We start from the raw sequence: 26,654 nt of genomic DNA on the forward strand, positions 1-26,654 counted from the left end.
ATCAGCGCCCCTGTTTCTTCAGCAGCATGGCGGCCATGGCGGTCAGCACCGGGATGAAAGCCGCGAGGAAAATATAGGCTGAACGCATGTCTTCCGGCGTAAGTCCCTTGGTGAAGATGCCCCGGCTGATCAGCAGGAACCAGGTCGCCGGCCAGAAGTGGCCAATCACGGCGCTGGCACCGTCAAGCGAGGTGACCGGCTCGGTGAGGCCGGAGAACTGCGTGGTGGGGAGCATAGTCAGCACGGCCGTACCGGCCAGCGCTGCGATTTGAGTGGAAGAGAACGAGGACATGACCTGGCCGATGGCGGTGGTCGCCGTCACGTAGAGCAAGGCGGCTATGGTCAACCACAGCAGGCTACCGGCCATCGGCACGCGGAAAACCAGCAGCGCCAGCCCTACCAGGCTGAAATAGCTGATCATGCTGAAGCCGATGTAGGGCAACTGTTTGCCAATGAGGAATTCCAGGCGCGTCACGGGAGTGACGTAGAGGTTGGTGATTGAGCCGAGCTCTTTCTCACGCACGATGCCCAGGGCCATGAGGATGGCCGGGATAAAGATCAGCAGCATGGGTATCACCGCCGGGACCATGGCATCGAGGCTCCTGAAGTCCTGGTTGTACCGGTAGCGGTCTTCGATTCCGAACGGGGCAAGAGAGATCTGGCTGCCGTAACTGCGCTGCATCAGGTCCTCCAGGTATGCGTAGTGCAAACCCTGGATGTAGCCGGTAATCGTTTCACCTCGAAACGGCATGGCGCCGTCTACCCAGATGGCGATAGCGGTGTCCCGACCGCGCTTGAGGTCTTTACCGAAATGCGGGGGTATCTCTATGGCCAGGCTGATGTCACCACTACGTAGCCGATTCTCCAATGCTTCCCGATCGGGGATGGGCGGCTGTTCCAGGAAATAGCGCGAGCCCGAGACTGCAGCGATGTAGTCCCGGCTTTGTGGGGTTTGGTCGTAATCGAGCACGGCGAACCGAAGATCCTCGACGTCCATGGTGATGCCGTAGCCGAGGATAACCATCAGCAAGGCTGAACCGAGGAAGGCGAAAGCCAGTCGGATCGGATCTCGCATCAGTTCTTTCGCTTCCCGGCGGGAATAGGCGAACATACGGCCGGGACTGAAAACCCTGCGAGGCTGCCTGCGGCCCGTTGACTCAGGTGCGGCCAGCAGGGCGCTTTGTTCGATCGGCCTACCCGTGTTCTGGTCCTCGCGCTCGAGCACCTTGATAAAGGCCTCTTCGAGGGTATCTGCCTGGTACTGCTCGACAAGTTTGTGGGGGCTGTCGCAGGCCAGTACGCTGCCTGCGTGCATCAGGGAAACACGGTCGCAGCGCTCGCCTTCGTTCATGAAGTGGGTAGAAATGAAGATCGTGACGCCCTCCTCCCGTGAGAGAGCCATCAGCATTCGCCAGAAGTTGTCCCTGGCCAGCGGATCGACACCCGAGGTAGGTTCATCCAGGATCAATAACTCGGGCGAATGCACAAGCGCGACGGCCAGGGAGAGGCGCTGGCGCACCCCAAGGGGGAGCTCTGCCGCAACCTTGTCCATGACGGCTTCCAGATCGAACTGGCGTCCCAACTCGGCGATACGGGCCTCGATGGCGGTGCGGGGCAAATCAAAGAGACGGGCATGCAGGTCAAGATTCTGGCGAACGGTCAGCTCGCCATATAATGAGAACGACTGGGACATGTAGCCCACGCGCCGCCGAGCCGCCCGGTCATGAAAATCCAGGGGCTGCCCGAACAACACCACCTCGCCCTTGCTCGGTTCCAGCAGCCCGGTCAGCATCTTCATCGTGGTTGTCTTCCCACAGCCATTGGAACCGAGGAAACCGAAGATTTCACCGCGTTCAATGCGGAAACTCACGTCGTTAACCGCCGTAAATTCGCCGAATCTCAGGGTTAGGTTTCGTGCCTCGATAGCGATGGTATCGTCGCCGGTCCCATCTGGCTCGCGGGGCTGGATTTCCAGTTTTCGCGCGCCGTCGCGTCTGGATTCGGGGAGCAACTGAATGAACGCGTCGTCCAGATGGTCGGTTCGGGTTGCGGTCAGTAGCTCATGGGGTGCTCCGGAAGCGAGCACCCGACCAGCATCCATGGCGGCCAGCCAGTCGAAGCGTTCGGCCTCCTCCATGTAGGCGGTGGCCACCAAAACGCTCAACTGGTCCCGGTCCGCGCGGATGGTGTTGATTAATTCCCAGAAACGCCGACGGGACAGCGGGTCTACACCGGTAGTCGGCTCGTCGAGGATCAGCAAATCCGGATCGTGGATGAGGGCGCAGCACAGTGCCAGTTTCTGTTTCATGCCGCCGGATAGCTGACCGGCGGGCCGTTCGATAAAACGGAGGAGATCGGTTGCGGCCAACAGCTGGTTAACCTTGTCCTTTTTGTATCGACCCCTCAGACCGAACAGGTCGGCGAAGAATTCCAGGTTCTCGCGGACGGTCAGGCTGGGGTAAAGATTGCCTCCGAGGCCTTGTGGCATATAGGCAATGCGTGGTGAAGCCGCCGCGCGAAAACGACGGCTGCGCATGTTGCCGCCCAGCACCATGAGTTGACCCTGTTGCAGTTTGCGGGCACCCGCAACGAGGCCCAGAAGGGTCGACTTGCCGACACCGTCGGGTCCGATAATACCCGCCATGCAGCCGGCAGGTATCGCTAGCGAGATATCCGTCAATGCAGCGGTTCGGGCGTACCGGTGGCTGATGTCCTGAAGGAGGGCGACGGGTTCACGCATTGGGCAGGTTGACCTCGAGCGTGTCTGGCCAGGGCTGCTGGTCGTCGATCTTGATGTAGGCTTCGCCGGGCACGCCGGTCTTGACGCGATCGCGATAGGCGTTGAGCAGTTCGGGATCGATCCGGATACGCACGCGGAACATAAGCTTGTCGCGCTCGGCGCGCGTTTCGACTGCCTTGGGGGTGAACTGCGCCTCTGCGGCTACGAAGCTGACGCTGGCGGGGATCACGTAGTCGGGGATGGCATCGAGAATAATACGGGCGTCAGAGCCCACCCGGACCTTACCAGCCTGGCCCGTAGGCAAGAAGATGGTCATGTAGACGTCAGTCACGTCCAGCACGGTTGCGATCTTGCCGCCTGAAGCCAGGATTTCGCCGGGTTCGGCAAGCTTGTACAGCACGCGGCCGCCAACAGGCGTGGTCAGGAGACTGTCGTCCAGGCTGGTCTGGACCTGCTGGATGCTTGCCTCCGCGGCCTCGATACCGGCCTGGGCGGATTCCACCTGGACCTGCGCTGCGCGTAGCGCTGCTTTAGCCGTCTCGGCGGACGTCTGTGACTGGTCGACCTGTTCCCGTGACACATGGCCTTTCTCCACCAGCGAGGCCATGCGACGTAACTCGGCGTCGGCCAGACGCAGTTCCGCTATGCGCTGGGTGACCACGGCTTCGGCATGCCGCTTGGCTTCGATGGCCTGGCGCAGGTTGGCCTGGGCGGCACTGAGATTGGCTTCTAGCTCGTCAGTATCCATGCGGGCAACGGGCTGGTCTGCTTCCACCATGTCGCCCTCCCGGATCATGACCGATTCCAGGCGCCCTGGCAGGCGGGTGGCGATATCCACTTCGGTGGCCTCGATGCGGCCATTGCCGGAGGCTACGAACGGCGGTAACTGATCGGCACCGGGACGATACCGGTAGGCGACGATCACACCAATGATCAGAACGATAACGACCAATGCCCCCACCAGGGAGCGTGTCCGGGTTGGGTGGGTCATGAATGCCTCTGGGTCTTTGCGGTAACAGGCGAAAAGTCCTATGGATAATAACAATACCGATAGCTGACGAAAGGGTCTTGATGTGGGTCAACGGACGTTCCGCGGGGGCGACTGGACACGATAACCGGGGCATTGACGCGACCTGGAGGCGCCGTTCACTCTGAAGGCATCCCTCATGGTGAAGGAGGACGCTAATGAAACTCCTCTTCGTCTGTAGCGAGAACCGACTCCGCAGCCCCACGGCTGAAGCGGTCTTTTCGAGCTATCCCGATATTCAGGCGCTCAGTGCCGGCATCAGCCCCGAGGCCAACCGCTCCGTGTCGACGGATCTGATCGAGTGGGCGGATGTGATCCTCGTGATGGACGCATTCCAGCGGGAATGGCTAATGAATGGCTTTGCGCTGCAACTGGAAAACAAAGAGGTGGTCAGCCTGGATATACCGGATCGCTTTCCGTTCATGGACCAGGAATTGGTGACTTTACTGGAAGAGCGCGTCGGAAAGGCGGTGAAGCTTTAGCTTGGCGCCGGATTGGCGGCTATTCAGGACAAGTCGGCGCCGGATCCGCCGGCGAGTTCAGGGCGATTTTTCTTGGCGAGCAAATAGGCTAGCAACTCATTTGAGGGCATCGGGCGGGCGAACAGGTAGCCCTGGCCCAACGGGCATTTCAGCTGACGCAGGATCTCGAGCTGCTCTTCAGTCTCGACACCCTCGGCGACCATCACGAGGTTGAGGCTCCGGCTCATCTGCAGGACCGCCTTTACCATCTCCAGGTTTTCGTGTTGCTCGGGCACATGGGTAAGGAACGATTTATCCAGCTTCAGTTTGCTGACCGGTAGCGCCCTCAGACGGCTCAGGGAGGAATAGCCCGTACCGAAATCGTCGATAGCAATCTCGAAGCCTTGCGCGTGAAGCCGTTCCAGGAAGGTCTCCACCTTGCGGACATCCGAAATCATCGAGCCTTCAGTCACTTCGAGCATCAGCGCCGCTGCGGGCAGGTTGTATTTGGTCAGCATCTGTTCAAGCTGCTCGACCAGGTCAGCCTGCCAGAGTTGGTTGACCGAGAGGTTCAGCGCCAAACGCAGGTTCGGTTCTACTTCCCGGCATTGGGCAAGGGTATGGCCTGCCTGCTCCAACAGCATCTGGCCGGTACGTGAGATCAGGCCGGTTTCTTCAAGGGTTTGCAGGAATTCCACCGGAGATACCACCGTGCCGTCCTGACGGTTCAGGCGCATGAGGGCTTCGACATATTCCACCTGGCCGGTCTCGATATCGACGATGGGCTGGAAGTGGGCGCTGAAGGCGCCGTCATGCACTGCCCGATGGAGGTCATTCTTCAGGACCAGCTTTTCTCGCTGCTTTACGGAGAGGTCGTTGTAGTAGAAGCGAAAATCGCCGCCGCCGGCTGATTTGGCCTCGTACATGGCAATATCGGCGCAATTGACCAGGCTACTGGCCTGGTCGGTGTCGTCGGGGTAAAGGCTTATGCCGATACTGGTTCCCAGGTGATGCTCCATCTCGCCATCCACGAACGACTGCTGCAGGCCTTCCACCAGCCGTTGGGCGAGCCGTGCGGCAGCTTCAGCGACAGCGTTCCGAGGCGTCAGTGATGCTGCTATGGCTTCATCGGTCGCGTCGAACCGCATCAGGATCAGGAACTCGTCGCCGCCGAGACGCGCGACGAAATCTTCTTCCCGGGCTATGTTTCGCAGACGGCCAGCCACCTGATACAGCAGTCGATCGCCGACTTCATGACCCAGGCTGTCGTTGATGCGCTTGAAGCCGTCAAGGTCGACAAATAGCACCGCCGCATAGCGCTTATGGCGGGATAACTCGGCATCGAGTTTGTTCAGTTCTTCCATCACCCACTGACGATTGGGCAGGTGGGTGAGCGAATCCCGATACGCCCGGTTCCAGGCCAGCGTGCGTTGCTCCTGCAGGTTGGTCCGCAGGCGCAGGGCGCTGACGCCGAAGGCCAGGTTGGCTGCAAGTCGCTCCAGCAGCATGATTTCGTCGGCGGTAAACGCATTGGTATGGGCGCTATAGATGGCGAGCAGGCCCTTCTCGCCGTCGTCGATTTCCAACGGCAATGCGAGCGTGGAAGCGATACCGTGCGCAAGGGCAGCCTCCCGCCAGGGCGCGAACTCGGGATCCGTAGCCACATTCTGGCACACGATTGGACGCTGCTCGTTGATAGCCCGCCCTGCCGGTCCCTTGCTGAAGTCGTCGTTTTTCTTCCACCGGACGACCAGGTGCTTCATGTACGGTTCGAGCTCACCCGCATGTGCCAGGACGTCCACGCTATGATCGTCGTCCTCCCTGGCGATACCCATCCATACCAGGTTGTAATCGCTGAGCTCAATCAATTTCTCGAGCACGGCACTGATGAGCTGACACTCCGTGTCGCCGCGCAATACGGTCTCGTTGCAGGCCGCCAACACTTTATAGGCCCGGTTTGTTCGCGTCCGGTCTTTCTGGGCGGTGTCCAATTCCGACTGTTGCTGGAGCGAGAGGCTGCGCAGGCGTATCAGGTTGTCCACCCGGGCCGCCAATTCAGCGCTGCTGACCGGCTTGAGCAGGACTTCGTTGATTTCGTTACCCAGCAGCTCACGTACTTGGCCCATCTGACTCTGCTGCAGGATTAACAGTACCGGGAGCACTGCCGGTGCATTCAGCCGCCTCAAGGCACGCAGGTCCCGACGCAATCGGGTGAAGGTGGTCAGGTCCAGTACGGCGACGTCAAAAGGTTCTTCCGGCAAGCGCCCCGAGCGTGAAAACTCAAGGTCATGGTCGGGCAAGACATCCCTGAAGATGCGTTCGTTACCGGTATGTCCTAATGATACGAATAGGCGTGCCAACAGCTGGCCTCCTCAGGTTCCGGCAACGTCATCCTGATGCTCGAAAGGGTACCAGGGTAGGCCGCGCAGGATACCACGCAGGTGGCGCAAAGGCTTTCCTACGCGAATACCCTCGCCGGTAATTTCCAGTTCCCGCAAGCTTTTTTCGTAGTCCCCGGTGCGTTTCTTCAGCACGCCGATGGTCTTGCGGACTTCACCGCGGACCTCCAGGTAACGCAACAGGATCAGCGTATCTCCCAGGTAGCTGATACTCGGATCCGTAGGCTGAACGTTGTCGGTGGCAATCATGGGCGTTTCGTTGACGATAATGACCGTGACGCCCATGCCAACGAGGTAACGACACAGTGCGTGCAGGCGCTCGATGATTTCCTCGCCCGCCACGGAAAGTTTGGATACGGAAATCTGGTAACCGGAGGAGCTGTCCAGCATGACCGTCTTGACACCTCTCTGTTCAACTTCATGACGCACCGACAATGCAAGTTCGTCGGGTGAGTAACGCATGGGCTCGATGGAGGTGATCTGCAAGGCGCCACTCTCGATCATTTCATCCACGGGCATATTAATCTGCCGGCAGCGCGAGAGCATGGTCTGGCTGTGTTCTTCAAAGGTATAGACCACGCTGCGTTCCCCGCGGCGTGCAGCTGATCTCAGGAACTGCATGCCAAGCGTGGTTTTGCCGACGCCTGTAGGGCCAGCCACGATCGTAACGGTGCCCCGTTCGATACCGCCGCCAAGCAGATCGTCGACTTCCTTGATCTCGCTGGAAACCGTCTCGCGGTGAAACTCGCGGGAATGGTCCTCTGGGATCAGGCGAGGGAACACCTCCATTCCACGGGAGGTGAGCCGCATGAAGTGAGCCCCGTCGGAATACCCGGAACCGCGGAACTTGGTCATATGGATGCTGCGACCCTCGCGCATGTTCTTCAATTCGACGATGCCGTCACAAATAAACTGAAGGTCGCCGCCCGCGTTCTCGCTGAACGTCGCTGAACCGGACTCGGAGGTGAAGAGGACCGTTGCGCCGGTGTCGGTCAGGAAATTCAGCAGCGACTGGCACTGGCGGCGAAACTGGTAGCTGTCGGGTGCCAGGTAGAGCAGGGTGGACAGCGGCTCGATGACGATTCTGGTGGGACGATGGCGCTCGACCGCGTCGCAGATCGACTCCAGGATAGGGCTTAGCCCCAGCTCCGAGCTTGGCACCACGTCGAACGCCGAACGGATTTCTTCGCTGAGATCTCCCGGTGACATGTCCTCGAAATGCAGGCGCGGGGAGGTCAGCCCAAGGCTTTCGGAGAGCCAGCGTATGGTCTGCCCGTTCTTGTCGAAAGTGACGTAGAGTGTGTCTTCGTCGGGGTTCTGGGTGAGGAAATGCAGGCAGAGGGTTGTCTTGCCGCTGCCAGGTCCGCCGCTGACCATATAGGTTCGTTGGCTGAGAAGCCCACCATCGGTAATTTCGTCCAGGCCGGCGATGCCGGTAGAGATACGTTCGACCACGACAGGTGTTCTCCTTGTCATCCGACACCTTTATCCCGACTGGGGCAGCGATGGTGTCGAAAAAATGTGTCCTCAAACGAGGTTTGATGTTCAGTCCCTGAGGCTGGGAACGTCCGACGAGGGATGACCGGCACTTTGGGTGCTCTTTTCCAGTGTGGATCTCCGGCGCCCGAGAGGTTCCGCAACTCCTTGATTGGCCGAGTGTTCAGTGCGACTTTGCACACTTAAGAGCAATAGGGTGCACGGTGGCCAGAACATAGGATAAGGGTGCGCAAAATTAACCGTTTGTGCTCAGCTTTTTGAGGGCCTCCGCTACATTTCCTGGCTTAACGGCATGACGCTGCATGCCGCTCCAGGGGTCGCCTCGGTCCTCTACGCGTTTCATGATGTTTTCCAGATCGAATGTTTGGGGTTTGACCGCTTTGTCGTCAAGCTCCTCCCATTCCAATGGCGTCGCTATCGGTGCGCCGGGCTTGGCACGCACGGCGTAAGGTGCCACGGCGGTCTGGCCAAAGGCGTTGCGCATGACATCCAGGTAAATGCGACCCTTGCGTTTGTTCTTGCGCTGCTCGGTGGTGAGCTCGTCCGGGTGCTGGTCGGCCAGCCAACGGGCAAGCTCCTGTGCCATATCGCGCACGCTGTCGAAGCCTGCTTCCGGTCGTAGGGGCGCGACCACATGAACGCCCTTGGAGCCGGTGGTCATGACATAGGGTGTCATTCCCAATTCGCGCATGGCTTCAGCCACCCAGCGCGCCGCCTCACGCACCGGGCCGAAATCCTCGCCGGGCGGGTCCAGGTCGAAGATCAGGGTGTCCGGCTTTTCGATGTTGGCCTGCTCGCTTAGCCAGCGGTGGAGCGTGATCACGCCCTGATCCGCCAGGTAGACCAATGCAGCCTTGTGGTTGGCCAGGACATGCCGCACCTCGCCGGTATTGCCGCCGTGGTCCACCGCGAGTTCGTCCAGCCAGTCCGGGTAGTGGTCGGATCTGTTCTGCTGGAAAAAACCGCTCTTGCCGATGCCGTCAGGGAACCGGTGCAGGGTAAGTGGACGGCCCTTGATATGGGGCAGCATGGTGTCGGCGATCTGCTCGTAATAGTCCACCAGGTCGCCTTTGGTGAATTTTGCGTCGGGGAAATAGACCTTGTCGGCATTTGATAGATCGATGGTGTAACGGCCAATCTTGCGTTCAGTCATGAGCGTGCTCCCGGTTCTTCCTTGACGACGTCCTTCGGTGATTTATCGTCGCGAAGCCCCATGTATTTGGGGTGTCTAAGGCGGTTATCACTCGTCCATTCGGTGAAGCCGATCTCCGCGACCAGTTCGGGTCTAACCCAGTGGACCCCCTTGGTCTTGGCCTTCGACGCGTCAACGACCGGGGCCGACTTGCGTTCCAGCCGTGTCAGCTTGCCGTGCAGCGACTTCAACTCCTTTTCGTCGAAGCCGGTACCGACCCTGCCAGCGAAGTGCAGCTGGTCATTATCGTAGAAACCGAGCAGCAGGGCGCCGAACCCTGTTCGTTGGCCCTCCGGGTCTGTGTAGCCCACGATGACCAGTTCCTGCTGATTGACGCACTTGAACTTGAGCCATTTCCTGGAGCGGCCTTTCCGGTAGGCGGCGTTGGCGTCCTTTGCGATTAACCCTTCCCAGCCTTTCTTGCAGGCCTCTTCGAGGTAACGCTCGCCTTCCTTGTCGCGGTGCTCCGTGTAACGCAACGGTTCCTTGAACGTCAGCGCGTCTTTTAGTAATTGCTTGCGTTGACGCAGGGGCAGCTGGCTGGTGTCGTAACCATCGAAGTAGAGCAGGTCGAAGATGTAGTAGTAGACCGTGACCTCGGACTTACGCGCCTCGTCCTCATCCTTGATCTGCATGCGCTTCTGCAGCCGGGCGAAGCTGCTGGTATCACCGTCGAAGGCGACGATCTCGCCATCGACCACAAAAGCGGTGTCGTGGTTGGCCAGGGCTTCCCGCAGTTCAGGGTAGGTGGCATCGAGCGATTTGGGCTTGCGAGAGTAGAGATGTGTGGTTTTGCCATCGTGGAAGGCCAGGCAACGCTCGCCATCGAGTTTGCGCTCGAACAGCCAATCCGGGTCGGAGAAATGGTTGTCGGTGAGGGTGGCGAGCATCGGATTCACTTCCGATGGCATCTTCGTCTTGCTCAGCTTCTCCTGAGCGTCCTTATCGAGCTGGTCGAACCATTTGGGCATGGGCGAAACTCCTTTCGCTGCATTTCCCTCGGGGTAGCTAGACGGGGTGAATGTTTAGTCAGACTGTCCGCCTTAGTGTAGATGTAATAGCGTCAAGGCCGTAATTACAGCGTCTTCAGGAAAGACATACCCATTATGGGAAAGCATTTTGTATGGAAACGCACTTTGCCTGGAGCAAGTCACCGGCCATCGCGGAATTGAAGCCAGGGACCCGGGGCTCTATATTGATCGACCTTCCGCTTCTCCCTGCAACCGATCGCTCCGGCCCGCTCAAGCAAAGAGGTTGCCCCGTACAACAGGACTGTCATGCCATCTACCGAATCGAACGTTCGGATGCCCCTTGTTATTGCCCTAGCCACCACCATGATGCTTGGGCCGTTCTCCCTCGATACATACCTGCCGGCGTTTCCATCCATTGCCGACAGCCTTGGGGTGGGCGAGCAGACGGTGGCATTCAGCGTATCGGTCTATATTTTCGCCCTGGCATTCGGGCAGCTCATCGGTGGTGCCTTTTCGGACCGCTTCGGCCGCAAGCCCTTGCTGCTGTCGGGTCTGGGCATTTTCTGTGTGGCCAGCCTGGTCCTGGCGCAGACGAGTGATATCACCGTTTTCCTGTGGGCGCGGGTGGTACAGGCTCTGGGTGCAGGTTGGGCGCTGGTTTCGGTGCCGGCGCTGGTGCGCGACCGGGTCAGCGGTCAGGAGGCCGCCAAGCTGTTCTCGCTGATGGGGCTGATCATGGTCATCGCGCCCGGTATTGCGCCGAGCATCGGCAGCCTGTTGCTAAAGGTCGGGCCCTGGAACATTATTTTCGTTTTCCTGGCGCTTTACTCCGTGGCCGTGGTTCCCCTGCTGCTCACGGCAGTCTTCCGGAACGCGCCGGACACCTCGATCCATCCCGGCGCCGCGGTCAGTCTGGTGAAACGCTACGTGGCTGTGCTCAAGACCCGGGAGGCCCTTCCCTTTATCGCCTGGCAGGCGGGCTCCTTCTCGGTGATGATGGTGTTCATTACCCATGCTTCGTTTATCTACCAGACCCACTTCGAGCAGTCCGAGGACGCCTTTGCGTTAATGTTCGGCGCCAATATCGTCGCCATGTTCTTCCTCAACCTGGCCAACCGGTTCCTGCTGTCGCGCATCAGTTCGCTACGGGTCCTGCAGATCGCCACGGCACTTCAGGCGGTGGGCGTTTTACTGCTGACCATCGGCGCGGTTATGGATTGGTCGGTCTACGCCTTCCTGGCGGCCATGATGCTGGCTATTAGCGTGGTCGGTGCGATCACACCGAACATCCAGGCCTGCTTCATGGAGTACTTCCCCACCAGCGGGGGCACGGCGGCGGCTTTGTTGGGGGCTTCCCAGTTCGGGATCGCCGGTACGCTCAGTGCCGCTTCTGCGCTGTTGCCGCACACGCTGCTGGCAGTGGTGCTGGCCATGGCGGTCTGCTCCTCGGTGGCCTTCGTATTCATGCTTAACTCCCTCCGCAAGCCCGCGTGACTGTGATACCAAACTCTGCATGGAACACCGGACCCGCGGCGCTGTCTGAGGGGCCTGCGGAGTTTGCGTCAATTTCTGCAAGTCAGTGTAAATCTTGTGCAAAGGCACCCTTTACGTCGCCTTACTCCTCTATCATTGGCCGGGTTGGAGAGCGCGCGCCCGACTAATAACGATGCAAGGGGCGCGTGGACTGGCCAATCAGTGTTGATAGTACTGAGCGCTGTAGTCTGTATGAGTTTCGAGGTTCTATGCTCCTAATGATGTCCGGTCGCAGCCTTTTGGCCGCTGCGATCACGGTTCTCCTGGCCGGCTGTGCTACGACGCCGACTGAGTCCCTTCCTACAGAGCCACCGCTGCCGTCGACCTTTGCTGATACGGCATCCGGCATGCCCCCGTCCGAGGGCTGGTGGACGCACTTCGACGACCCCCGTCTCAATGCCGTGGTGGGTGCTGCCGTGTCTGACAACTTCAGCCTGGTGGCGGCCCGCGAGCGTTTGCGCCAGGCCAACGCTGCGGCGCGTATCGCCGGAGCCGACGCCTTGCCTGCGCTTGATGGCAGCGGGGACGCCCGGGTCTCTCGCGAGGAGGGCAGTAATGCTGAGTCCTACAGTGTCGGCGTCGTTGCATCTTACGAAGTGGATCTCTGGGGTCGCATCGATGCCACCATCGAGTCCGCCGAGCTGGAAGCCGGCGCTACGCGTGCCGATCTCCAGGCTGCCTATATCAGCTTGACGGCGGAAACCGCCGATACCTACTACAGCCTGCTTCTGCAACGGGCCATCGTCGACCTGTTGGAGCAGCAGCGCACAACCAACCAACAGGTGGCTGACCTGATCCGTGTGCGCTATCGCAATGGTCAGGCCCAACTTGACGAATACCTGCGTCAGCAACGGCTGACCGAAGCCTCCACCGCCGACCTGCTATCTGCCCGGGCAACACTTGAGGAACAGCGCAACCAGTTGGCAGCGCTGCTGGGGCGGCCTGCCGAGGCCCTTGAGTTGCCTGAGGGGCATGAGATTACCCAACTCCCGCCGATTCCCGCCGTCGGTATCCCCGCCGAGTGGCTGCAGCGGCGCCCGGACCTGCAGGCAGCCTGGCTGCGCGTGCGCGCCGCAGACGCAGATACCGCAGCAGCCATCGCCAACCAGTATCCGCGGCTGGACCTGTCCGCCTCCCTGGAAACAGCGGCCACTTCGCCCTCGAATCTGTTCGAGGACTGGGTGAGCTCGCTGGCGACGAGCCTCACTGTGCCGCTCTTCCGAGGTGGCGCATTGAGGGCCGAGGTGGAGCGTAGCCAGGCGGCGCGTGCCGTAGCCTTCAACGAATACGCCCAGAACGTGGTGGACGCGGTGGCCGAAGTAGAGATTGCCCTTTCTAACGCCCGCTACGACCGCAACCGTCTGGAAAGCCTGAATCGGCAACTGGAATTGGCGGAGGCGGTGGTGGACCGGCTTCGCGGACGTTACCTCAGCGGCGCGACGGAGTACCTGGATGTGCTGTCCGCACTGACAACCCTGCAGGACGTCCAGCGCCAGCAGTTGGAAGCCCGCTGGGCCCTGCTGCTGGATCGGATTGCGTTGATAAGAACTATCGCCGGTGGTTGGAACACCGGTGAATCCGAGGCTAGTGAGAACAGCTAATGAGTATTGATCCGAAAGAGCTGAAGAGCCAGACCACGTCCCGTCGCCTGACGCCGGCGCGGGGCCTGATGCAGGTGCTGGTATGTCTTATCGTCCTGGTGCTGGGCGGGGGTATCGCCTGGTTGTTCCTGGGCACTGCGGACGATGCCGGGCGCCAGCAACCTGCGGAAAGGTCCAAACGCCTGGTGGAAGTCCAGGTGGCTGAACGTCAGCCTCATACCGTGACCGTCACCGCCTGGGGGCAGGTCACCCCCTCCCGTTCACTGAACCTGACTCCCAGGGTTAGCGGCCGTGTCACCGAGTTGGCGCGGGACTTCGAGGCGGGCAGCGTATTGGCTGCCGGCGAACAATTGCTGCAGCTCGACGCGCAGGATTACGAGCTGTCGCTGACCCGCGCCCGCAGCGCGCTGACCCAGGCACAGGCGGATCTCACCCTGGAGCAGGGCCAGCAGGCGGTGGCCCAGCGCGAATATGAACTGTTGGGGGAAGACGTCAGTGACGCCGAACGTGCACTGATACTGCGCCGGCCCCAACTCGATACGGCCCGAGCGGTCGTTGCTTCGGCTGAAGCGGATCTGGCAGACGCGCGCCTGGACCTGCAGCGCACCGAAATCCAGACGCCTTTCGAGGCCCTGGTGCTGAGCCGGGATGTAGCGGAAGGCGCCGAGGTGTCCACCAGCACGACGCTGGCAGAGCTGGTCGGCGTGAAGACCTGGTGGGTGGAGCTCTCGGTGCCGGTCAATGCCCTCAAGTGGTTGAGCTTCCCAGGGCAGGGGAGTGAAGGTTCAACGGTTACCCTGCGCTATGAGAGCGTCTGGCCCTCCCACGTGACTCGCCAGGGCCGCGTGGTGCGTCTCTTGGGCCAACTCGAAGAGGGCGGCCGCATGGCCCAGGTGCTGGTAGCGGTCGATGACCCGCTGGCCCGATTGCCCGGCAACGAAGATCAGCCGCGCCTGCTGCTGGGCGCCTATATCCGTGGCGAGATCCAGGGCCGCACAATCGAGGGGGCTGTTGCCCTGCAGCCTGAATGGATTCACGCCAATAACACGGTCTGGCTGATGGATGAGAATGACGGGTTGGCCATGCGCAAGGTGGACATCGCCTACCGGGATGCCGAAAGGGTGCTGGTCACCGAAGGTATCGAGGATGGCGACCGTATCGTGACCTCCCAGATTTCGGTCGTGACCGAAGGCATGCCGTTGCGGGTACAGGAAGTGGATACCTCCTCGAACGTCGCAGGAGGCAGCGATGTCTGACCGGACGCGGGGCCTGATCGGCTTCATGACCGCGCACCGGGTGGCGCCGAACCTGCTGATGCTGGTGCTGCTCCTGGGCGGGCTCTACATGACCACCAAGATCACCCAGGAGGTTTTTCCCGACTTCCAGGTGGATGCTATCGAAGTCAGCGTGTCCTATCCCAACGCGACCCCCGAGGAAATCGAGCAGGGCGTGGTACTGCCGGTCGAGGAAGCCGTACGCGGGCTGATCGGCATCAAGGAAGTCACCTCCGTGGCTCGTGAAGGTGCCGGCATGGTGACCCTGGAGCTGATCGAAGGGGCCGACATGCAGCGCACTTACCAGGATGTCATCCGCGCAGTCGACCAGATCCAGACGTTTCCGGACGACGCCGAGGAACCGGAGATCGAGTACAGCGGCTGGCGCCGCGACGTACTGGACCTGCTGGTCTACGGCGATGCACCTGAACAGAGTCTGCGCTCGGCGGCGGAGCAGATCCGCGACCGTCTGCTGCTGGAGCCGGGAATTACCCAGGCTGACCTCGATGACGTGCGCGACTACGAGATTCACATCGATATCCCCGAAGACCGGCTGCGCGCCTACGGTCTGACACTGCAGGACGTTGCTTCTATTGTGGCCGATAGCGCGCGCGATCGCTCGGCCGGCGCCGTGGATACTGCTGCCGGCGAGATCCTGCTGCAGGTGGATGAGCGCCGTAGCCATGCGGAAGAATTCCGTGACATCGTCATCCGGGCAAGCGAGGGCGGCTCGATCCTGCGGTTAGGGGATATCGCCACCATTACCGATGGGTTCTCGGAAACCGTCGAGGACATCCAGTCCTACAACGGCATGCGCGCCCTCGAAGTGGAGGTGTTCCGGGTAGGCACCGAAACGCCCATCGGTGTGTCGGAAGCGGCGCGCAGTGTGCTTCCCGAAATCCGTTCCGGCCTGCCGCCGTCAATCGACGTGGTGATCCAGGGGGACGCGTCCGAGGTCTACCAGCAGCGCCTGGAACTGCTGCTCAAGAACGGTTTCTTCGGCCTGATGCTGGTCCTCGCGCTGCTCAGCCTGTTTCTCGAGTTCAAGTTGGCGTTCTGGGTGACGGTCGGTATTCCTACGGCTTTCCTTGGGGCCTTCCTGTTCCTGCCCGGTATGGGCGTGTCCATCAACATGATTTCCCTGTTCGCCTTTATTATCGCGCTGGGTATCGTGGTGGACGATGCCATCGTGGCCGGGGAGAACATCTACGAATACCGTAGCCGCGGCATGCCGTTCCTAGATGCGGCGATCCAGGGCGCCAGGGATATCGCGGTACCGATACTGATCAGCGTGGTCACCAATATCGTGGCCTTCCTGCCGCTAGCCGTCATTCCGGGACCGTTTGGCCAGATCTGGGCTGTTATTCCTGCCGTGGTGGGCACGGTATTCGTGATCTCGCTGATCGAGGCGCTGATTATCCTGCCGGCGCATCTCGCCTACGTGCGCGAGGGCGCCAGGACCCGCATCGGCGCGCACCTGCATGGTTTCCAGCAGAAGATCAGCCACGGCTTCACCCGACTGATCGATCAGGTCTACGGTCGCGTGCTCGCGCTGACGCTACGTTGGCGTTACGTCACCCTGGCAGCCGCATTGACGGTATTGGCGATCACCCTGGCTTGGCCCCTGAGCGGCCGGATGGGGTTTATCCTGATGCCGAGGGTCGAGGGCGACCGTGCCGAAGTGACCGCGACTCTACCCTACGGCGCACCGGTGAGTGAGGCCCGGCGCGTGCGTGACGAACTCACCGAATCCGCCCGCCAGGTGATCGCAGATAACGGCGGTGATGCACTGGCCAGCGGGATCTACGCCTCCATCGAAGACTCCACCGTCGAAGTGCGTATCTACTTGACCCAGCCGGATGTGCGTCCCGTGAGCACCGCGGAGGTCGCACAGAAGTGGCGCCAGCTTACCGGCGACATCCTGGGGGTGGAGTCCCTGCAGTTCCAGTCTGACCGTGGCGGACCGGGTGGGGGTGCGGGCCTGACCGTCCAGCTCAGCCACAGCAATACGGAAACCCTGAACCAGGCCGCCTCCGTACTGGGTAAGCGCCTGGCGTCCGTTAACCATGTGACTGATGTGGATGACAGCTATGCTGAGGGCAAGCCCCGCTGGAGTTTAAAGCTCACCGAAGCCGGACGCTCCCTGGGCCTCACAGCCGGCGATGTAGCGACCCAGGTGCGAAATGCCTTCTATGGCGCCGAGGCCTTCAAGCTGCTGCGTGGCGCCAACGAGGTGACGGTTCGGGTGCAGCTGCCGCCGGAACTCAGCCAGAGCTCGGTGGCGGTGTCGTCGTTCATGATCCGGACCGAAAGTGGCCAATACGTACCCCTGGACCAGGTGGCCACGATCGAACCCGGCGTCTCCGCGACCAGCATCCGTCGTGAAAATGGCCGCCGGGTAATGCCGGTCACCGCCAACGTGGAGCCGATGGAGCAGACCAACCGCGTACTTTCGACCCTGCAGCAGGAGCTTTTACCGCAGCTGATGCAGGATTTTCCCGGTTTGTCCTACAGCTTTGGCGGTCGTCAGGAGAGCATGCGTGACGCCGTCGACAGCTTCTACGTCACCGTTTCATTGGCGCTGATGGGCATCTTCGTGCTGCTGGCGCTGCCGTTCCGCAGCTATGTCCAGCCGTTTATCGTAATGACCGCCATTCCATTCGGTATCGTTGGCGCGGTATTGGGGCACCTGATCATGGGGTACAGCCTGAGCCTGATCAGCATTATGGGGATTATCGCCTTGGGCGGTGTGGTGGTGAACGGATCGCTGGTGCTGATCGACTATGCCAACGCCCGCAAGCGCGAGGGGTATGCGGCCATCGAGGCGATCCATGCCGCCGGCGTTAGGCGTTTCCGGCCCATCTTCCTGACTACCTGCACCACCTTCGGCGGTCTGGCGCCGATGATTTTCGAGACCTCGATGCAGGCCCGCTTCATGATCCCGATGGCGATTTCCCTCGGCTACGGGATCCTGTTTTCCTCCGCGTTGCTATTGCTGGTGGTGCCGTCGCTCTATATGGTGCTGGAGGATATCGTAGACCGGGTCACCGGCGGGGCTCGCGCCGTCATGGGCGAGATACTGCCGGATGAGCCCGAGGGCGAGAATCGGTAGATACATTTAGACGTAAACAGGAGTCAGGATGAAGCCGACCATCAATCGTTTCGATCCCTCGAAGGAATACTTCTTCGAGGAAGGCTGTTACATCCTGGAAATGTCCAACAGCGCCGACGATGCGGCGCTCTCCATCGCCCGCGCCCGGCTCGAGCCGGGTTGTATCACCCGCCTGCACACCCTGGCCGAACAGGTTGAGCGCTATGTGATCCTCGACGGGGAAGGCCAGGTGGAGGTGGGTGATACGCTGGCCGAAACGGTGGCCATCGGTGATGTGGTTATCATCCCGCCCGGGAGCCCGCAACGCATCCGCAATATCGGTGAGAGCGACTTGATCTTCCTGGCCTTGTGCACGCCCAGGTTCCGGCGCGAGGACTATCGGGATGTGGATCCCGAGCCGCGCGGATAACGTCTTAAGTGGCCCCGTCGGGTTCGGGCTACCCGCGTAGGATGCGGTGAGCAAAGCGAACCGCATCACCTTCCCGGTCATCGATTACGGCTTTGAGGATTGACCTCGACAATCGCCACTGCTTGCGCATTCAGATCCGTCGGTCCAGCATAATCCTTCATCTCTTTCCGCTACCGTTCGATCGAACGATTGAATCGCCGATCCCCCGAAAAGCTGTCTCAGCCAATCACAGATGATAAGGAGCTCACCATGGAATACCGTCGTCTCGGCACTACCGGTATGAAGGTTTCTCCCCTGTGCCTGGGCACCATGACCTACGGCAGCCCCAAGTGGCGCGAATGGGTGCTGGATGCGCAGTCCAGCCGCCCGTTTATCGAGAAAGCCCTGGATGCCGGCATCAATTTCTTCGACACGGCGGATATGTACTCGCTGGGTGAATCCGAGCGGGTTTTGGGCAAGACCCTACTCGACTACGTCCGGCGTGACGATGTAGTCATCGCCACCAAGGTCTACCACCCCATGAGCGACAAGCCCAACGACCGCGGGCTATCACGCAAGCACATCATGAAATCCATCGACGGCTCGCTGCAGCGCCTGGGTACGGATCATGTCGATCTCTACCAGATTCACCGCTGGGACTACGACACGCCCATCGAGGAAACCATGGAAGCCCTGCACGATGTGGTCAAAGCCGGCAAGGCACGCTACATCGGCGCCTCGTCCATGTTCGCCTGGCAGTTCGCCAAGGCCCAGCATGTGGCGGAGCGCAACGGCTGGAACCGGTTTGCGACGATGCAGCCCATGTACAACCTGATCTATCGCGAGGAAGAGCGGGAAATGTTTCCACTGTGCCGGGACCAGGGTATTGGGGTGATTCCCTGGAGTCCGCTGGCCCGGGGTGTCCTGGCGGGCAAGACGACCCAGGGTGAGGGTGGCGAGAGCACACGCGCGCGGACCGACGAGAACACCCGCAAGTGGCAACTGGGTGGTGGTATCGATACGCCGGTCATTGAGGCGCTACGAGAAGTGTCCCATCGGCGCGGATTGCCGATGGCGCAGATTGCACTAGCTTGGGTTGTGGCGAACCCGGTGGTCACGGCTCCGATCGTCGGCGCAAGCCAGGCAAGGCACCTGGACGATGCCATCGCTGCGCTGGATATCACCTTAAGTGCCGAGGAAATGGAACTGCTGGAGGCCGCCTACGTGCCCCATGCTATCGCTGGTCATTCCTGATTTTTCGGACACGGCTCAGGGGCAGCCCGTTTGCCTCTGTTCCAGACGGCTGGCGCCCTGGGCGATCTCTTGTGCCAGCGCATCCAGGTTCTCCTGATGGGCGAGTACCAGCGACGTGATGCTGTCGCCTGCATTGCTTTGATGACGGAAGCGGCAAATGGTTGTGGTGTCCGTGGACTGTCTTGCGTTCAGTCGGTAGTCGGCTTCCAGCCAGGCGCCCCGCCCAGGCAGGGTATCGAACCGTGTGATCGTGACCCAGGCGCGGGTCGGATTCTGCGTGGATGGGCCGTCCAGCCGGGCCGTGAGAGCACTCCGGATTTCTTCGGGCAGGGAGGCGCCCCACCAGTCGGATTCCAGAATCACTAACCCACTGGCTTCCTCGCGGACGACAAGTTCTGTCCGATTCACCTGGGGTGGAACGCTCACGCTTTCCACGACGATGCGCTCACGATTGCCGGCAGTGCTGCTCTTGTCCGGCGGTGGCACCAGGGTATGGAAGCGAATCGGGGCGCTGCTGCAGGCGACCAGCCCGAGGCTGAGGCCAACCAATAAAAGTCCGGTAAATGGCCAGGGCAGTTTCATGGTTGCAGGTTTCTCCTCTGGGCTTCCGGTCGACCCTGAATCAGCGACTCGGGGTGGCGCCGCAGGTAATCGGTCAACTCCCTCACGGACCGTGACATGCGTTCTACTTCATCCAGTGCGTGGCCGAGACGCTGTCGTTCGGGCGATGCGGGGTCCAAGGCTTCGGCGGCGGTGCCCAGTGTGTCCTGCATGTCGTTCATGGTCGTGTCGATACTTTGCAGCGCACCCAAGGCCTGAGGCAACACGTTGTCGTTGATCTGCTCCAGCGTCTGGCGCAGCTCCGCCAGGCTGCTGTCCATATTGCCGGCGATGCTCTTGAAGGGGACCTCGCTCAGGCGATCTACCAGGGCCATTAGTTGGTCCTGTAATTGGGCCAGGCTTGTGGGACGCGTGGGGATCACGACCGGGCGGCGGGTGACTTCCACCTCGACCGGCTCTAAATCTGGATAGAATTCCATGGAAACATGCATCTGCCCGGTCAGCAGGTTGCTGGTGCGGGCTTCTGCCCTCAGCCCCTGGAGCACAAAGGTATTGAACAGGCGAGGCATGACGTTGTCATCGCTGACCTGGTTATCGACCGATTCCAGCAGCTTGTCATAGGCCCGACCCATGAGTCGCGGGTGGACTCTGGCTTCGACGATCACAGGGAACGTCTGCTGGTTGGTATCGTAATCCAGGCTGACACTGGTCACTTCGCCGATCCGCTTGCCCATGAAATCCACCGGTGCGCCTTCGTGGAGCCCTCTCAGCGACTCGTCGAAGCGCATGCGGATCTCCAGGGCCGGGCCCTTATTGGGGGCCAGTGCCGTTTCCCGCTCCGCGAAAAGCGGGAACTCGGTCCCTGATTCGGCCGGTTCCGGTGCCCGCTTGTAGCTGGGTGTGCCGAAGGCGATGCCGCCGGCCACCACGGATATCAGCGACTGGGTGTCGATATCCAGACCATTCGCACTCACCCCGACATCGATGCCGCTGGCATTCCAGAAGCGGGTGTCGTTGGTGACGAAGCGGTCATTCGGCGCGGCGATAAAGACATCGACGTTCACGCCATCACCGGACTCGTCCAGCTTGTAGGAGACCACTTGTCCCACGCGCACCTTGCGGTAGTAGACCGGTGAGCCGATGTCCAGCGAACCCAGGTCCTGCGCCTTGAGCTGGAAGCGCTTGCCAGGCTCGCCGTAGGTCACCGGAGGGGGCGACTCCAGGCCCTGGAAGGTTTCCGAGCGCTGCGACGACGTGCCCGGGTCTGCGGCGATGAAATCGCCTGAGAGCAGCGTATCCAGACCCGAAATGCCTTCGGCACCAATGCGCGGCCGGACGACCCAGTAGCGGGAATCCTCTCGGGTGAAGGAGGAGGCTTCCCGGTTCAGCTGGGCGGTGACGATGACCTTCTCGTGGTCCTCGCTGAGCCGGACGCCGGTAACTTCGCCGATGACGACATTGCGGTACTTTATCGGGGATTTTTCCGGCGCCAGGCTGCCTGCCGTCTCGAAGGTAATCCGGATGGTGGGCCCGGCTTCGTGCCAGGCGCGGATCAGCATCGACAGACCGACCAGTGTGGCGACGAGCGGAACCAGCCATACCAGCGATAATCCCCAGCGCCGGGACTTTACATCCGCTTCGCCCGGCTCCCTGTACTCCCGGTTATCACTCATTACGTGGTTCTGTGTCCCATATCAGTCGTGGATCGAAACTCAACGTGGCCAGCATGGTCAGCACCACCACCAGGCCAAAGAACAGGATGCCCAATCGCGGCTCGATGGCACCCAGCACACCGAACTGCACCAGTGACGCCAGCAGGGCAGCGACGAATACATCGAGCATAGACCAGTAGCCGATCAGCTCAAGTGCGCGGTAGAGCACCGTGCGCTCCCGGCGCGACCGCACACTGCCGCGCTGGACCGTGACCAGCAGCAGACCCAGTACCAGGAATTTGGTGACCGGTACGCCGACGCTGGCGATGAAGATAATCAGCGCGATATCCCAGGCTCCACCTTGCCACAAGGTAACGACGCTGCCGAGTATCGTGGTCGAGGACTCGCCGTAGAGTGTGCTTGTGTGCATGATCGGCAGGATGTTGGCCGGGAGATAGAGTACCAGTGCTGCCAGCATCAGCGCCCAGGTGCGGGGGATGGCGTTTGGCTTGCGGTCGTGCAGCGTGGTGCCGCAGCGCGGGCAGACCCGATGAGGCTGCTCGAGCGAGCACGCCAGCTGGCAACAGTGGCAGAGCCTGAGATTGAGGGCTTCGGCGGAAGGCGGCGTCACGGCAGCTTCTCCCATAGCAGCGAAACGTCGCGTCCGGCCATGCCGATCATCAGTAGACTGAGACCGCCAAGGGCGAATAACCCAATCGTAGGCGCCGCGTCCAGCGGTCCCTTCAGCTTGACCACCGCGACAAGGCAACCCAGCAGGAACACTTCCAGCATTCCCCAGGGCCGCAGTGTCGCGAGCAGCCGCATACAGCCCCGGAATCCTGGCGCCCGGTAGCCTGCCCGGGCATGGCTGAACAACCAGAGCATCAGGCCCACTTGCAGCGCAGGTACGACAACTATCGCAAACGCGGAAATGGCGGCCATGAGGCTGATGGAGCCCTCGGCCAGGGAGAGTACCGCATCAACCAGTGAGGCGGAATTCACCTGATCCTGGGCCTGGATCGACAGGACTGGGTAGAAGCAGACGAACAGCAGGAGCATGCCGGCGGCAACGCTCAGTGCCAGCATGTGATCGACGGACAAAAGGTGATGGCGGGCGATCACCGCACCGCAACGCTGGCACACGGCTTTCTGGTGCAGTGCCAGGTCAGGACGGTGATACACCGAATCGCAGTACTCGCAGATGATATAGGGCGACGGCGTATTCATCAGACCGGTCCGTTAATCGGTTACATCGATGTTAGTCGCAGACTAGCTTACCCTACGCGACCCCGCCCGGAATCACATCATTTGCTATTTCGTTCCGCCTCGCGTTTGGCGGCCGGCTTTTCCGGTGGCTCATGGATCCTGTCCGAAAAACCTTTCAGCCCGGCCAGCACGGGTCTCAAACCCGCCCAGAGTTCCTCGTCGTGAAGCAGTCGGTAGAAGCCAAAGACCCCAGGCGGCCGTTCATCCGTTTTATCCGTTGCTGCTTCCTCCATACTATCCAGACCTTCGGTGAAAGCGCGGGTAATCGTCGCCATCCGTTCCGGCGGTAGGCGGCCCAGTGCCATCACCAACAAGGAAAGATTCTGCACGGCGTTGCGACTCTCCTGGGTATTGATGCCCCTGAGGAGTATTTCCGATACCTCTGGAGAGGCCTTCAGCAGGTCGTTGGCAAATCGGAGGACGCCGGCATTACTGAGGTTCTCCACCAACTGGTCGAGTTCTTCCCGCGCGGTATCCGGTTCGGGCGGCGTGGGAACTTCGTAAAGTATGCGTTTGGCCATCAGAATTTCTCCGGGTAGCGGGCTTGGCCGGGCGGCGCGATGTAGTCCGAGCGGTTCCACTTCAACTCAGCTTCCACTCCCTGGCGAGGCGTTGGGCGGCCGAATCTGAAGTTGTCCGGCGGCAAGGGTGATTCCTCAATCGTATCGAGCCGTTCCATGTAGACCGCGATTTCCTTGAACGTGGGCGTATCGCTGTCCTTGTCCGCATCGTAGGACGTAAGGATGTTGATCGCATGGTCGTTGCGGGTGGCGTTCTCGGTGACGAACAGTTCGTTGCCGGTAACCCGGTCGGTCACCAGGGCCTGCAGGCGTATCGAACCATACCGTGACGTGAGTTGAACCCAGCGGCCGCTTTCGATATCCCGCTCTTTGGCCAGTTCCGGCGAGACTTCCACGAACTTGGTTGGGACCTGGCTACGGATGCCGGCTGATTGGTGGGTCAGGTTGCCTTCATGGAATGTCTCCAGTAGACGCCCGTTGTTAACGTGGAGGTCGTACTTCTCGTCCGTCTGCTGCGTCGGTTCTGTGTATTCAAGCGGGTGCAGACGGGCCTTTCCGTCGGGGAAGGCAAAACCATTCAGGTACAGGTGGGGGGTGTCCGTACCATCGGCCGCGATCGGCCACTGCTGGGATTTGTAACCTTCAAGCCGCTCGTAGGTCACGCCCGCAAACATTGGCGAAAGGGAAGCCGCCTCCGCCATGATGTCGGCTGGAGACTGGTAGTCCCAGGGGGCACCCAGGTAGCGTCCCAATTCGGTATGAATGAGCCAGTCGGGTTTGCTATTCCCCTTCGGAGGAAGTACCTGGTAGAGCCGCTGGATGCGCCGCTCAGTATTCACGAACGTACCTTCCTTCTCGACGCTCGGAGCCGCCGGGAGTACCACGTCTGCATGTTCGCATGTACGGGTGAAGAAGATATCCTGCACCACCATGAAGTCCAGTTTGTCGAACGCCTGCTGGACATAGTGGGCATCCGAGTCCACCACAGCCATTTCTTCGCCCATGATGTACATGGAGCGAATCTTTCCGTCGTGGATCGCTTCCACCATGGTGTGGTTGTTGTAACCGTTGTTGGTGGATAGTTTGACGCCCCAGGCATCCTCGTAGCGCTTGCGTGCCTCGTCGTCGGTTACGAACTCGTAGCCGGGCAGCCGGCTCGGCATCGAGCCGAAATCGCTACAACCCTGGACGTTGTTGTGACCGCGCATGGGGTATGCGCCGGTGCCCGGACGGCCCGCGTTGCCCGTGACCAGCAGCAGGTTGGCGATGGCGGTTGATGTATCCGAGCCGGCGATATGTTGTGTTACACCCATCGCCCAGACGCCGCACACCTTGTCGGCGCTGGCAATCATCCGGGCCAGGGACTCGAGCTTCGACGCTTCGATACCGGTAATGGACTCCGCGTACTCCAGCGTGAAAGGCGCCAGGCTCTCTCTGTACTCATCCAATTGGATGACCCTTTCCTCGAGGAAAGCCTTGTCCTCCAGATCATTGTCCAGGATGTACTTGCTCATGGCGCAGAGCCATACCAGATCGGTACCGGGTTTGGGCCGGATGAATTCATCGGCACGCTCGGCCATCTCGTGCTTGCGCAGGTCAAAGACCAGGTGCTTCTGACCGCGGTGCTTTTGCGCCTGTTTGAGACGCGTGGCGAGCACCGGGTGACTCTCGGCTGTGTTCGAGCCGATAAAGAAGATCAGGTCCGCCTGTTCCAGGTCCGAAATGGAGCCCCCATCGCCGCCGTAACCCATCGTACGCCAGAGGCCCTTTGTCGCCGGAGACTGGCAATAGCGTGAACAATTGTCGATGTTGTTGGTCCCGATGACGGCCCTGGCCAGCTTCTGCATCAGGTAGGATTCTTCATTGGTGCACTTGCTCGATGCGACGAAGGACAGCGCGTCAGGCCCGTGCTCGTCCTTGATCTCGTTGAAGCGGTTCGCGACCAGGCGGTAGGCCTCCTCCCAACTGGCTTCACGGAAGCGACCCTCCTCGCGAATCAACGGCGTGGTCAGGCGGTCGTCGGAGTTGACGAAGTCCCAGCCGAATTTGCCCTTGATGCAGGTGGATATGCCATTAACCGGCGCCTCTTCCACCGGCTGGATCTTGAGAATCTTCCGGTCGCGCGTCCACATATCGAAGGCGCAGCCGACCCCGCAGTAGGTGCAGACGGTCTTCGTCTTCTTGATCTCGGACTTGCGCCAGGCCTCGTCCATTTCCGACATGGCGAAGATGGGTTGGAAGCCCAGGGTAGGTTCGATCTTCTTCACGAAATCGATAGCCGGACGTTTCAAAGAGGTCGGCAGGGACGTCAGCGGTCCGGCTTCGCCGAGCATGGTCTTTTCCATTAGGGCGTTGCAGGGGCATACCGTGACGCAATGACCGCAGGAGACGCAGCTGGAATCGTTGGCGGATTCGCCTCCGTCCCACATGACCCGCGGGTCTTCCCGCTCCCAGTCAATGGTCAGCGTTTCGGTTACCTGAACGTTCTGGCAGGCTTCCACACAGCGGCCACACAGGATGCATTGGTCCGGGTCGTAGCGATAGAACGGGTGACTGTCGTCCGTTTCATAGGGTTTCGTGCGATAGGGATAACGCTGGTGGGTCACGTCCATGGCATTGATGACGTTGTGGACCTTGCAATCCCCGTTGTTGTTCTCGCATACCGAACAGTAAAGTTCATGCCGGGCCACGATACGGTCGGCACCTTCATGACGGGCGTTGCACGCGTCTTCGTTCTCCAGCTGGACATTCAGGCCATCCTCGGCCCGAACCGTGCAACCACGGCGCAGCTCGCCGTCCACGCTGACCCAGCAGGTGTCGCAGGTTTGCAGTGCACCGAGGGTTTTGTCGTAGCAGATATGGGGAAGGTCGATATCGTAGCGGGCAAGAAAGTCGATGAGAGGGGTCCCGGCGGGCCCGACCAGTTCCTTGCCGTCACAGGTGAGGGTACAGAGTTGGCTCTCTGGCATCAGAAGATAACCTCCATGTTAGACGGACAGCCGGAGACTTTATCTCGCCTTGTTCGCGCTCCAACTGACTGCTCCATCATGGGATTTGAGTCCATGCTAGCGTAGCAATCGGAACTCGGACACTCACATAGGATTACCTAAATGTCAGGTGCCAGGCCGGGCAAATTGGAGGTGCGTCCAGCCGGCCCCCAGCCGATACGGGAATTCCGCCGTACTTCAACTGTCCAGAGTGTTTG

19 protein-coding genes are annotated in these 26,654 nt (G+C 60.6%); 7 read left to right on the top strand and 12 right to left on the bottom strand.

All coding sequences use genetic code 11. The features are described 5' to 3' along the window. Nucleotide 1: 1 nt before the first annotated feature. On the bottom strand, nucleotides 2-2,740 hold the full coding sequence (rbbA, locus tag RE428_RS07895; RefSeq protein WP_004581451.1) for a ribosome-associated ATPase/putative transporter RbbA: 2,739 nt from the start codon (nucleotides 2,738-2,740) through the stop codon (nucleotides 2-4). Further along, nucleotides 2,733-3,731 carry an HlyD family secretion protein gene (locus RE428_RS07900; protein ID WP_004581452.1) on the bottom strand — a complete coding sequence of 333 codons (999 nt, stop codon included), beginning with the start codon at nucleotides 3,729-3,731 and terminating at the stop codon, nucleotides 2,733-2,735. The genes rbbA and RE428_RS07900 overlap by 8 nt, the downstream gene beginning before the upstream one ends. A gap of 194 nt (nucleotides 3,732-3,925) precedes the next feature. Here RE428_RS07900 and RE428_RS07905 point away from each other — a divergent pair, with 194 nt between their 5' ends. Continuing rightward, entirely contained in the window at nucleotides 3,926-4,249 is a 324-nt protein-coding gene (locus RE428_RS07905; protein ID WP_004581453.1) for a low molecular weight protein tyrosine phosphatase family protein, read from the top strand. 23 nt (nucleotides 4,250-4,272) lie between these two features. On the opposite strand, the gene RE428_RS07910 is transcribed toward RE428_RS07905, so the two are convergent. The 4 genes from RE428_RS07910 to ligD (RE428_RS07925) all read right to left on the bottom strand — a co-directional run bounded on the left by RE428_RS07910 (nucleotide 4,273) and on the right by ligD (RE428_RS07925) (nucleotide 10,287). Further along, the gene (locus RE428_RS07910) at nucleotides 4,273-6,588 is read right to left on the bottom strand and encodes a putative bifunctional diguanylate cyclase/phosphodiesterase (protein ID WP_004581454.1); all 2,316 of its coding nucleotides are present in this window, start codon (nucleotides 6,586-6,588) and stop codon (nucleotides 4,273-4,275) included. A 12-nt stretch (nucleotides 6,589-6,600) separates the two neighbouring features. Continuing rightward, nucleotides 6,601-8,082, bottom strand: a complete 1,482-nt coding sequence (locus RE428_RS07915; RefSeq protein ID WP_004581455.1) for an ATPase domain-containing protein — start codon at nucleotides 8,080-8,082, stop codon at nucleotides 6,601-6,603. Nucleotides 8,083-8,359: 277 nt separating this feature from the next. Then, on the bottom strand, nucleotides 8,360-9,277 hold the full coding sequence (ligD, locus tag RE428_RS07920; protein ID WP_004581456.1) for a non-homologous end-joining DNA ligase: 918 nt from the start codon (nucleotides 9,275-9,277) through the stop codon (nucleotides 8,360-8,362). After that, entirely contained in the window at nucleotides 9,274-10,287 is a 1,014-nt protein-coding gene (ligD, locus tag RE428_RS07925) for a non-homologous end-joining DNA ligase (RefSeq protein ID WP_004581457.1), read from the bottom strand. Before ligD (RE428_RS07925) ends, ligD (RE428_RS07920) begins: the two co-directional genes overlap by 4 nt. A gap of 306 nt (nucleotides 10,288-10,593) precedes the next feature. Here ligD (RE428_RS07925) and RE428_RS07930 point away from each other — a divergent pair, with 306 nt between their 5' ends. The 6 genes from RE428_RS07930 to RE428_RS07955 all read left to right on the top strand — a co-directional run bounded on the left by RE428_RS07930 (nucleotide 10,594) and on the right by RE428_RS07955 (nucleotide 19,449). Beyond that, complete coding sequence (locus RE428_RS07930) at nucleotides 10,594-11,781, top strand: multidrug effflux MFS transporter (protein ID WP_004581458.1); 1,188 nt, start codon at nucleotides 10,594-10,596, stop codon at nucleotides 11,779-11,781. A gap of 260 nt (nucleotides 11,782-12,041) precedes the next feature. Next, nucleotides 12,042-13,421: an efflux transporter outer membrane subunit gene (locus RE428_RS07935; RefSeq protein ID WP_227500282.1), complete on the top strand. Its 1,380-nt coding sequence runs from the start codon at nucleotides 12,042-12,044 to the stop codon at nucleotides 13,419-13,421. Continuing rightward, a complete protein-coding gene (locus tag RE428_RS07940; RefSeq protein ID WP_004581460.1) occupies nucleotides 13,421-14,677 on the top strand; it encodes an efflux RND transporter periplasmic adaptor subunit in 1,257 nt (418 codons plus the stop codon). The genes RE428_RS07935 and RE428_RS07940 overlap by 1 nt, the downstream gene beginning before the upstream one ends. Then, nucleotides 14,670-17,807 carry an efflux RND transporter permease subunit gene (locus tag RE428_RS07945; protein ID WP_004581461.1) on the top strand — a complete coding sequence of 1,046 codons (3,138 nt, stop codon included), beginning with the start codon at nucleotides 14,670-14,672 and terminating at the stop codon, nucleotides 17,805-17,807. The genes RE428_RS07940 and RE428_RS07945 overlap by 8 nt, the downstream gene beginning before the upstream one ends. A gap of 28 nt (nucleotides 17,808-17,835) precedes the next feature. Beyond that, nucleotides 17,836-18,216, top strand: a complete 381-nt coding sequence (locus tag RE428_RS07950) for a cupin domain-containing protein (RefSeq protein WP_004581462.1) — start codon at nucleotides 17,836-17,838, stop codon at nucleotides 18,214-18,216. 249 nt (nucleotides 18,217-18,465) lie between these two features. After that, nucleotides 18,466-19,449: an aldo/keto reductase gene (locus tag RE428_RS07955; RefSeq protein WP_004581463.1), complete on the top strand. Its 984-nt coding sequence runs from the start codon at nucleotides 18,466-18,468 to the stop codon at nucleotides 19,447-19,449. A gap of 15 nt (nucleotides 19,450-19,464) precedes the next feature. Here RE428_RS07955 and RE428_RS07960 read toward each other — a convergent pair whose 3' ends face one another. From RE428_RS07960 to fdhF, 6 genes are all read right to left on the bottom strand, one after another. After that, complete coding sequence (locus RE428_RS07960; protein WP_004581464.1) at nucleotides 19,465-20,031, bottom strand: PqiC family protein; 567 nt, start codon at nucleotides 20,029-20,031, stop codon at nucleotides 19,465-19,467. Beyond that, a complete protein-coding gene (locus RE428_RS07965; RefSeq protein ID WP_004581465.1) occupies nucleotides 20,028-21,683 on the bottom strand; it encodes a PqiB family protein in 1,656 nt (551 codons plus the stop codon). Before RE428_RS07965 ends, RE428_RS07960 begins: the two co-directional genes overlap by 4 nt. Next, the gene (locus RE428_RS07970; RefSeq protein WP_004581466.1) at nucleotides 21,676-22,308 is read right to left on the bottom strand and encodes a paraquat-inducible protein A; all 633 of its coding nucleotides are present in this window, start codon (nucleotides 22,306-22,308) and stop codon (nucleotides 21,676-21,678) included. Before RE428_RS07970 ends, RE428_RS07965 begins: the two co-directional genes overlap by 8 nt. Then, nucleotides 22,290-22,889 carry a paraquat-inducible protein A gene (locus RE428_RS07975; protein ID WP_004581467.1) on the bottom strand — a complete coding sequence of 200 codons (600 nt, stop codon included), beginning with the start codon at nucleotides 22,887-22,889 and terminating at the stop codon, nucleotides 22,290-22,292. The genes RE428_RS07970 and RE428_RS07975 overlap by 19 nt, the downstream gene beginning before the upstream one ends. A gap of 77 nt (nucleotides 22,890-22,966) precedes the next feature. Further along, nucleotides 22,967-23,449, bottom strand: coding sequence for a helical membrane plugin domain-containing protein (locus RE428_RS07980; RefSeq protein ID WP_004581468.1), 483 nt, complete (start codon nucleotides 23,447-23,449; stop codon nucleotides 22,967-22,969). Continuing rightward, nucleotides 23,449-26,418, bottom strand: coding sequence for a formate dehydrogenase subunit alpha (gene fdhF, locus RE428_RS07985; protein WP_004581469.1), 2,970 nt, complete (start codon nucleotides 26,416-26,418; stop codon nucleotides 23,449-23,451). The genes RE428_RS07980 and fdhF overlap by 1 nt, the downstream gene beginning before the upstream one ends. Nucleotides 26,419-26,654 lie beyond the last annotated feature (236 nt).

This window comes from Marinobacter nanhaiticus D15-8W (genome assembly GCF_036511935.1).
Taxonomy (GTDB): domain Bacteria; phylum Pseudomonadota; class Gammaproteobacteria; order Pseudomonadales; family Oleiphilaceae; genus Marinobacter_A; species Marinobacter_A nanhaiticus.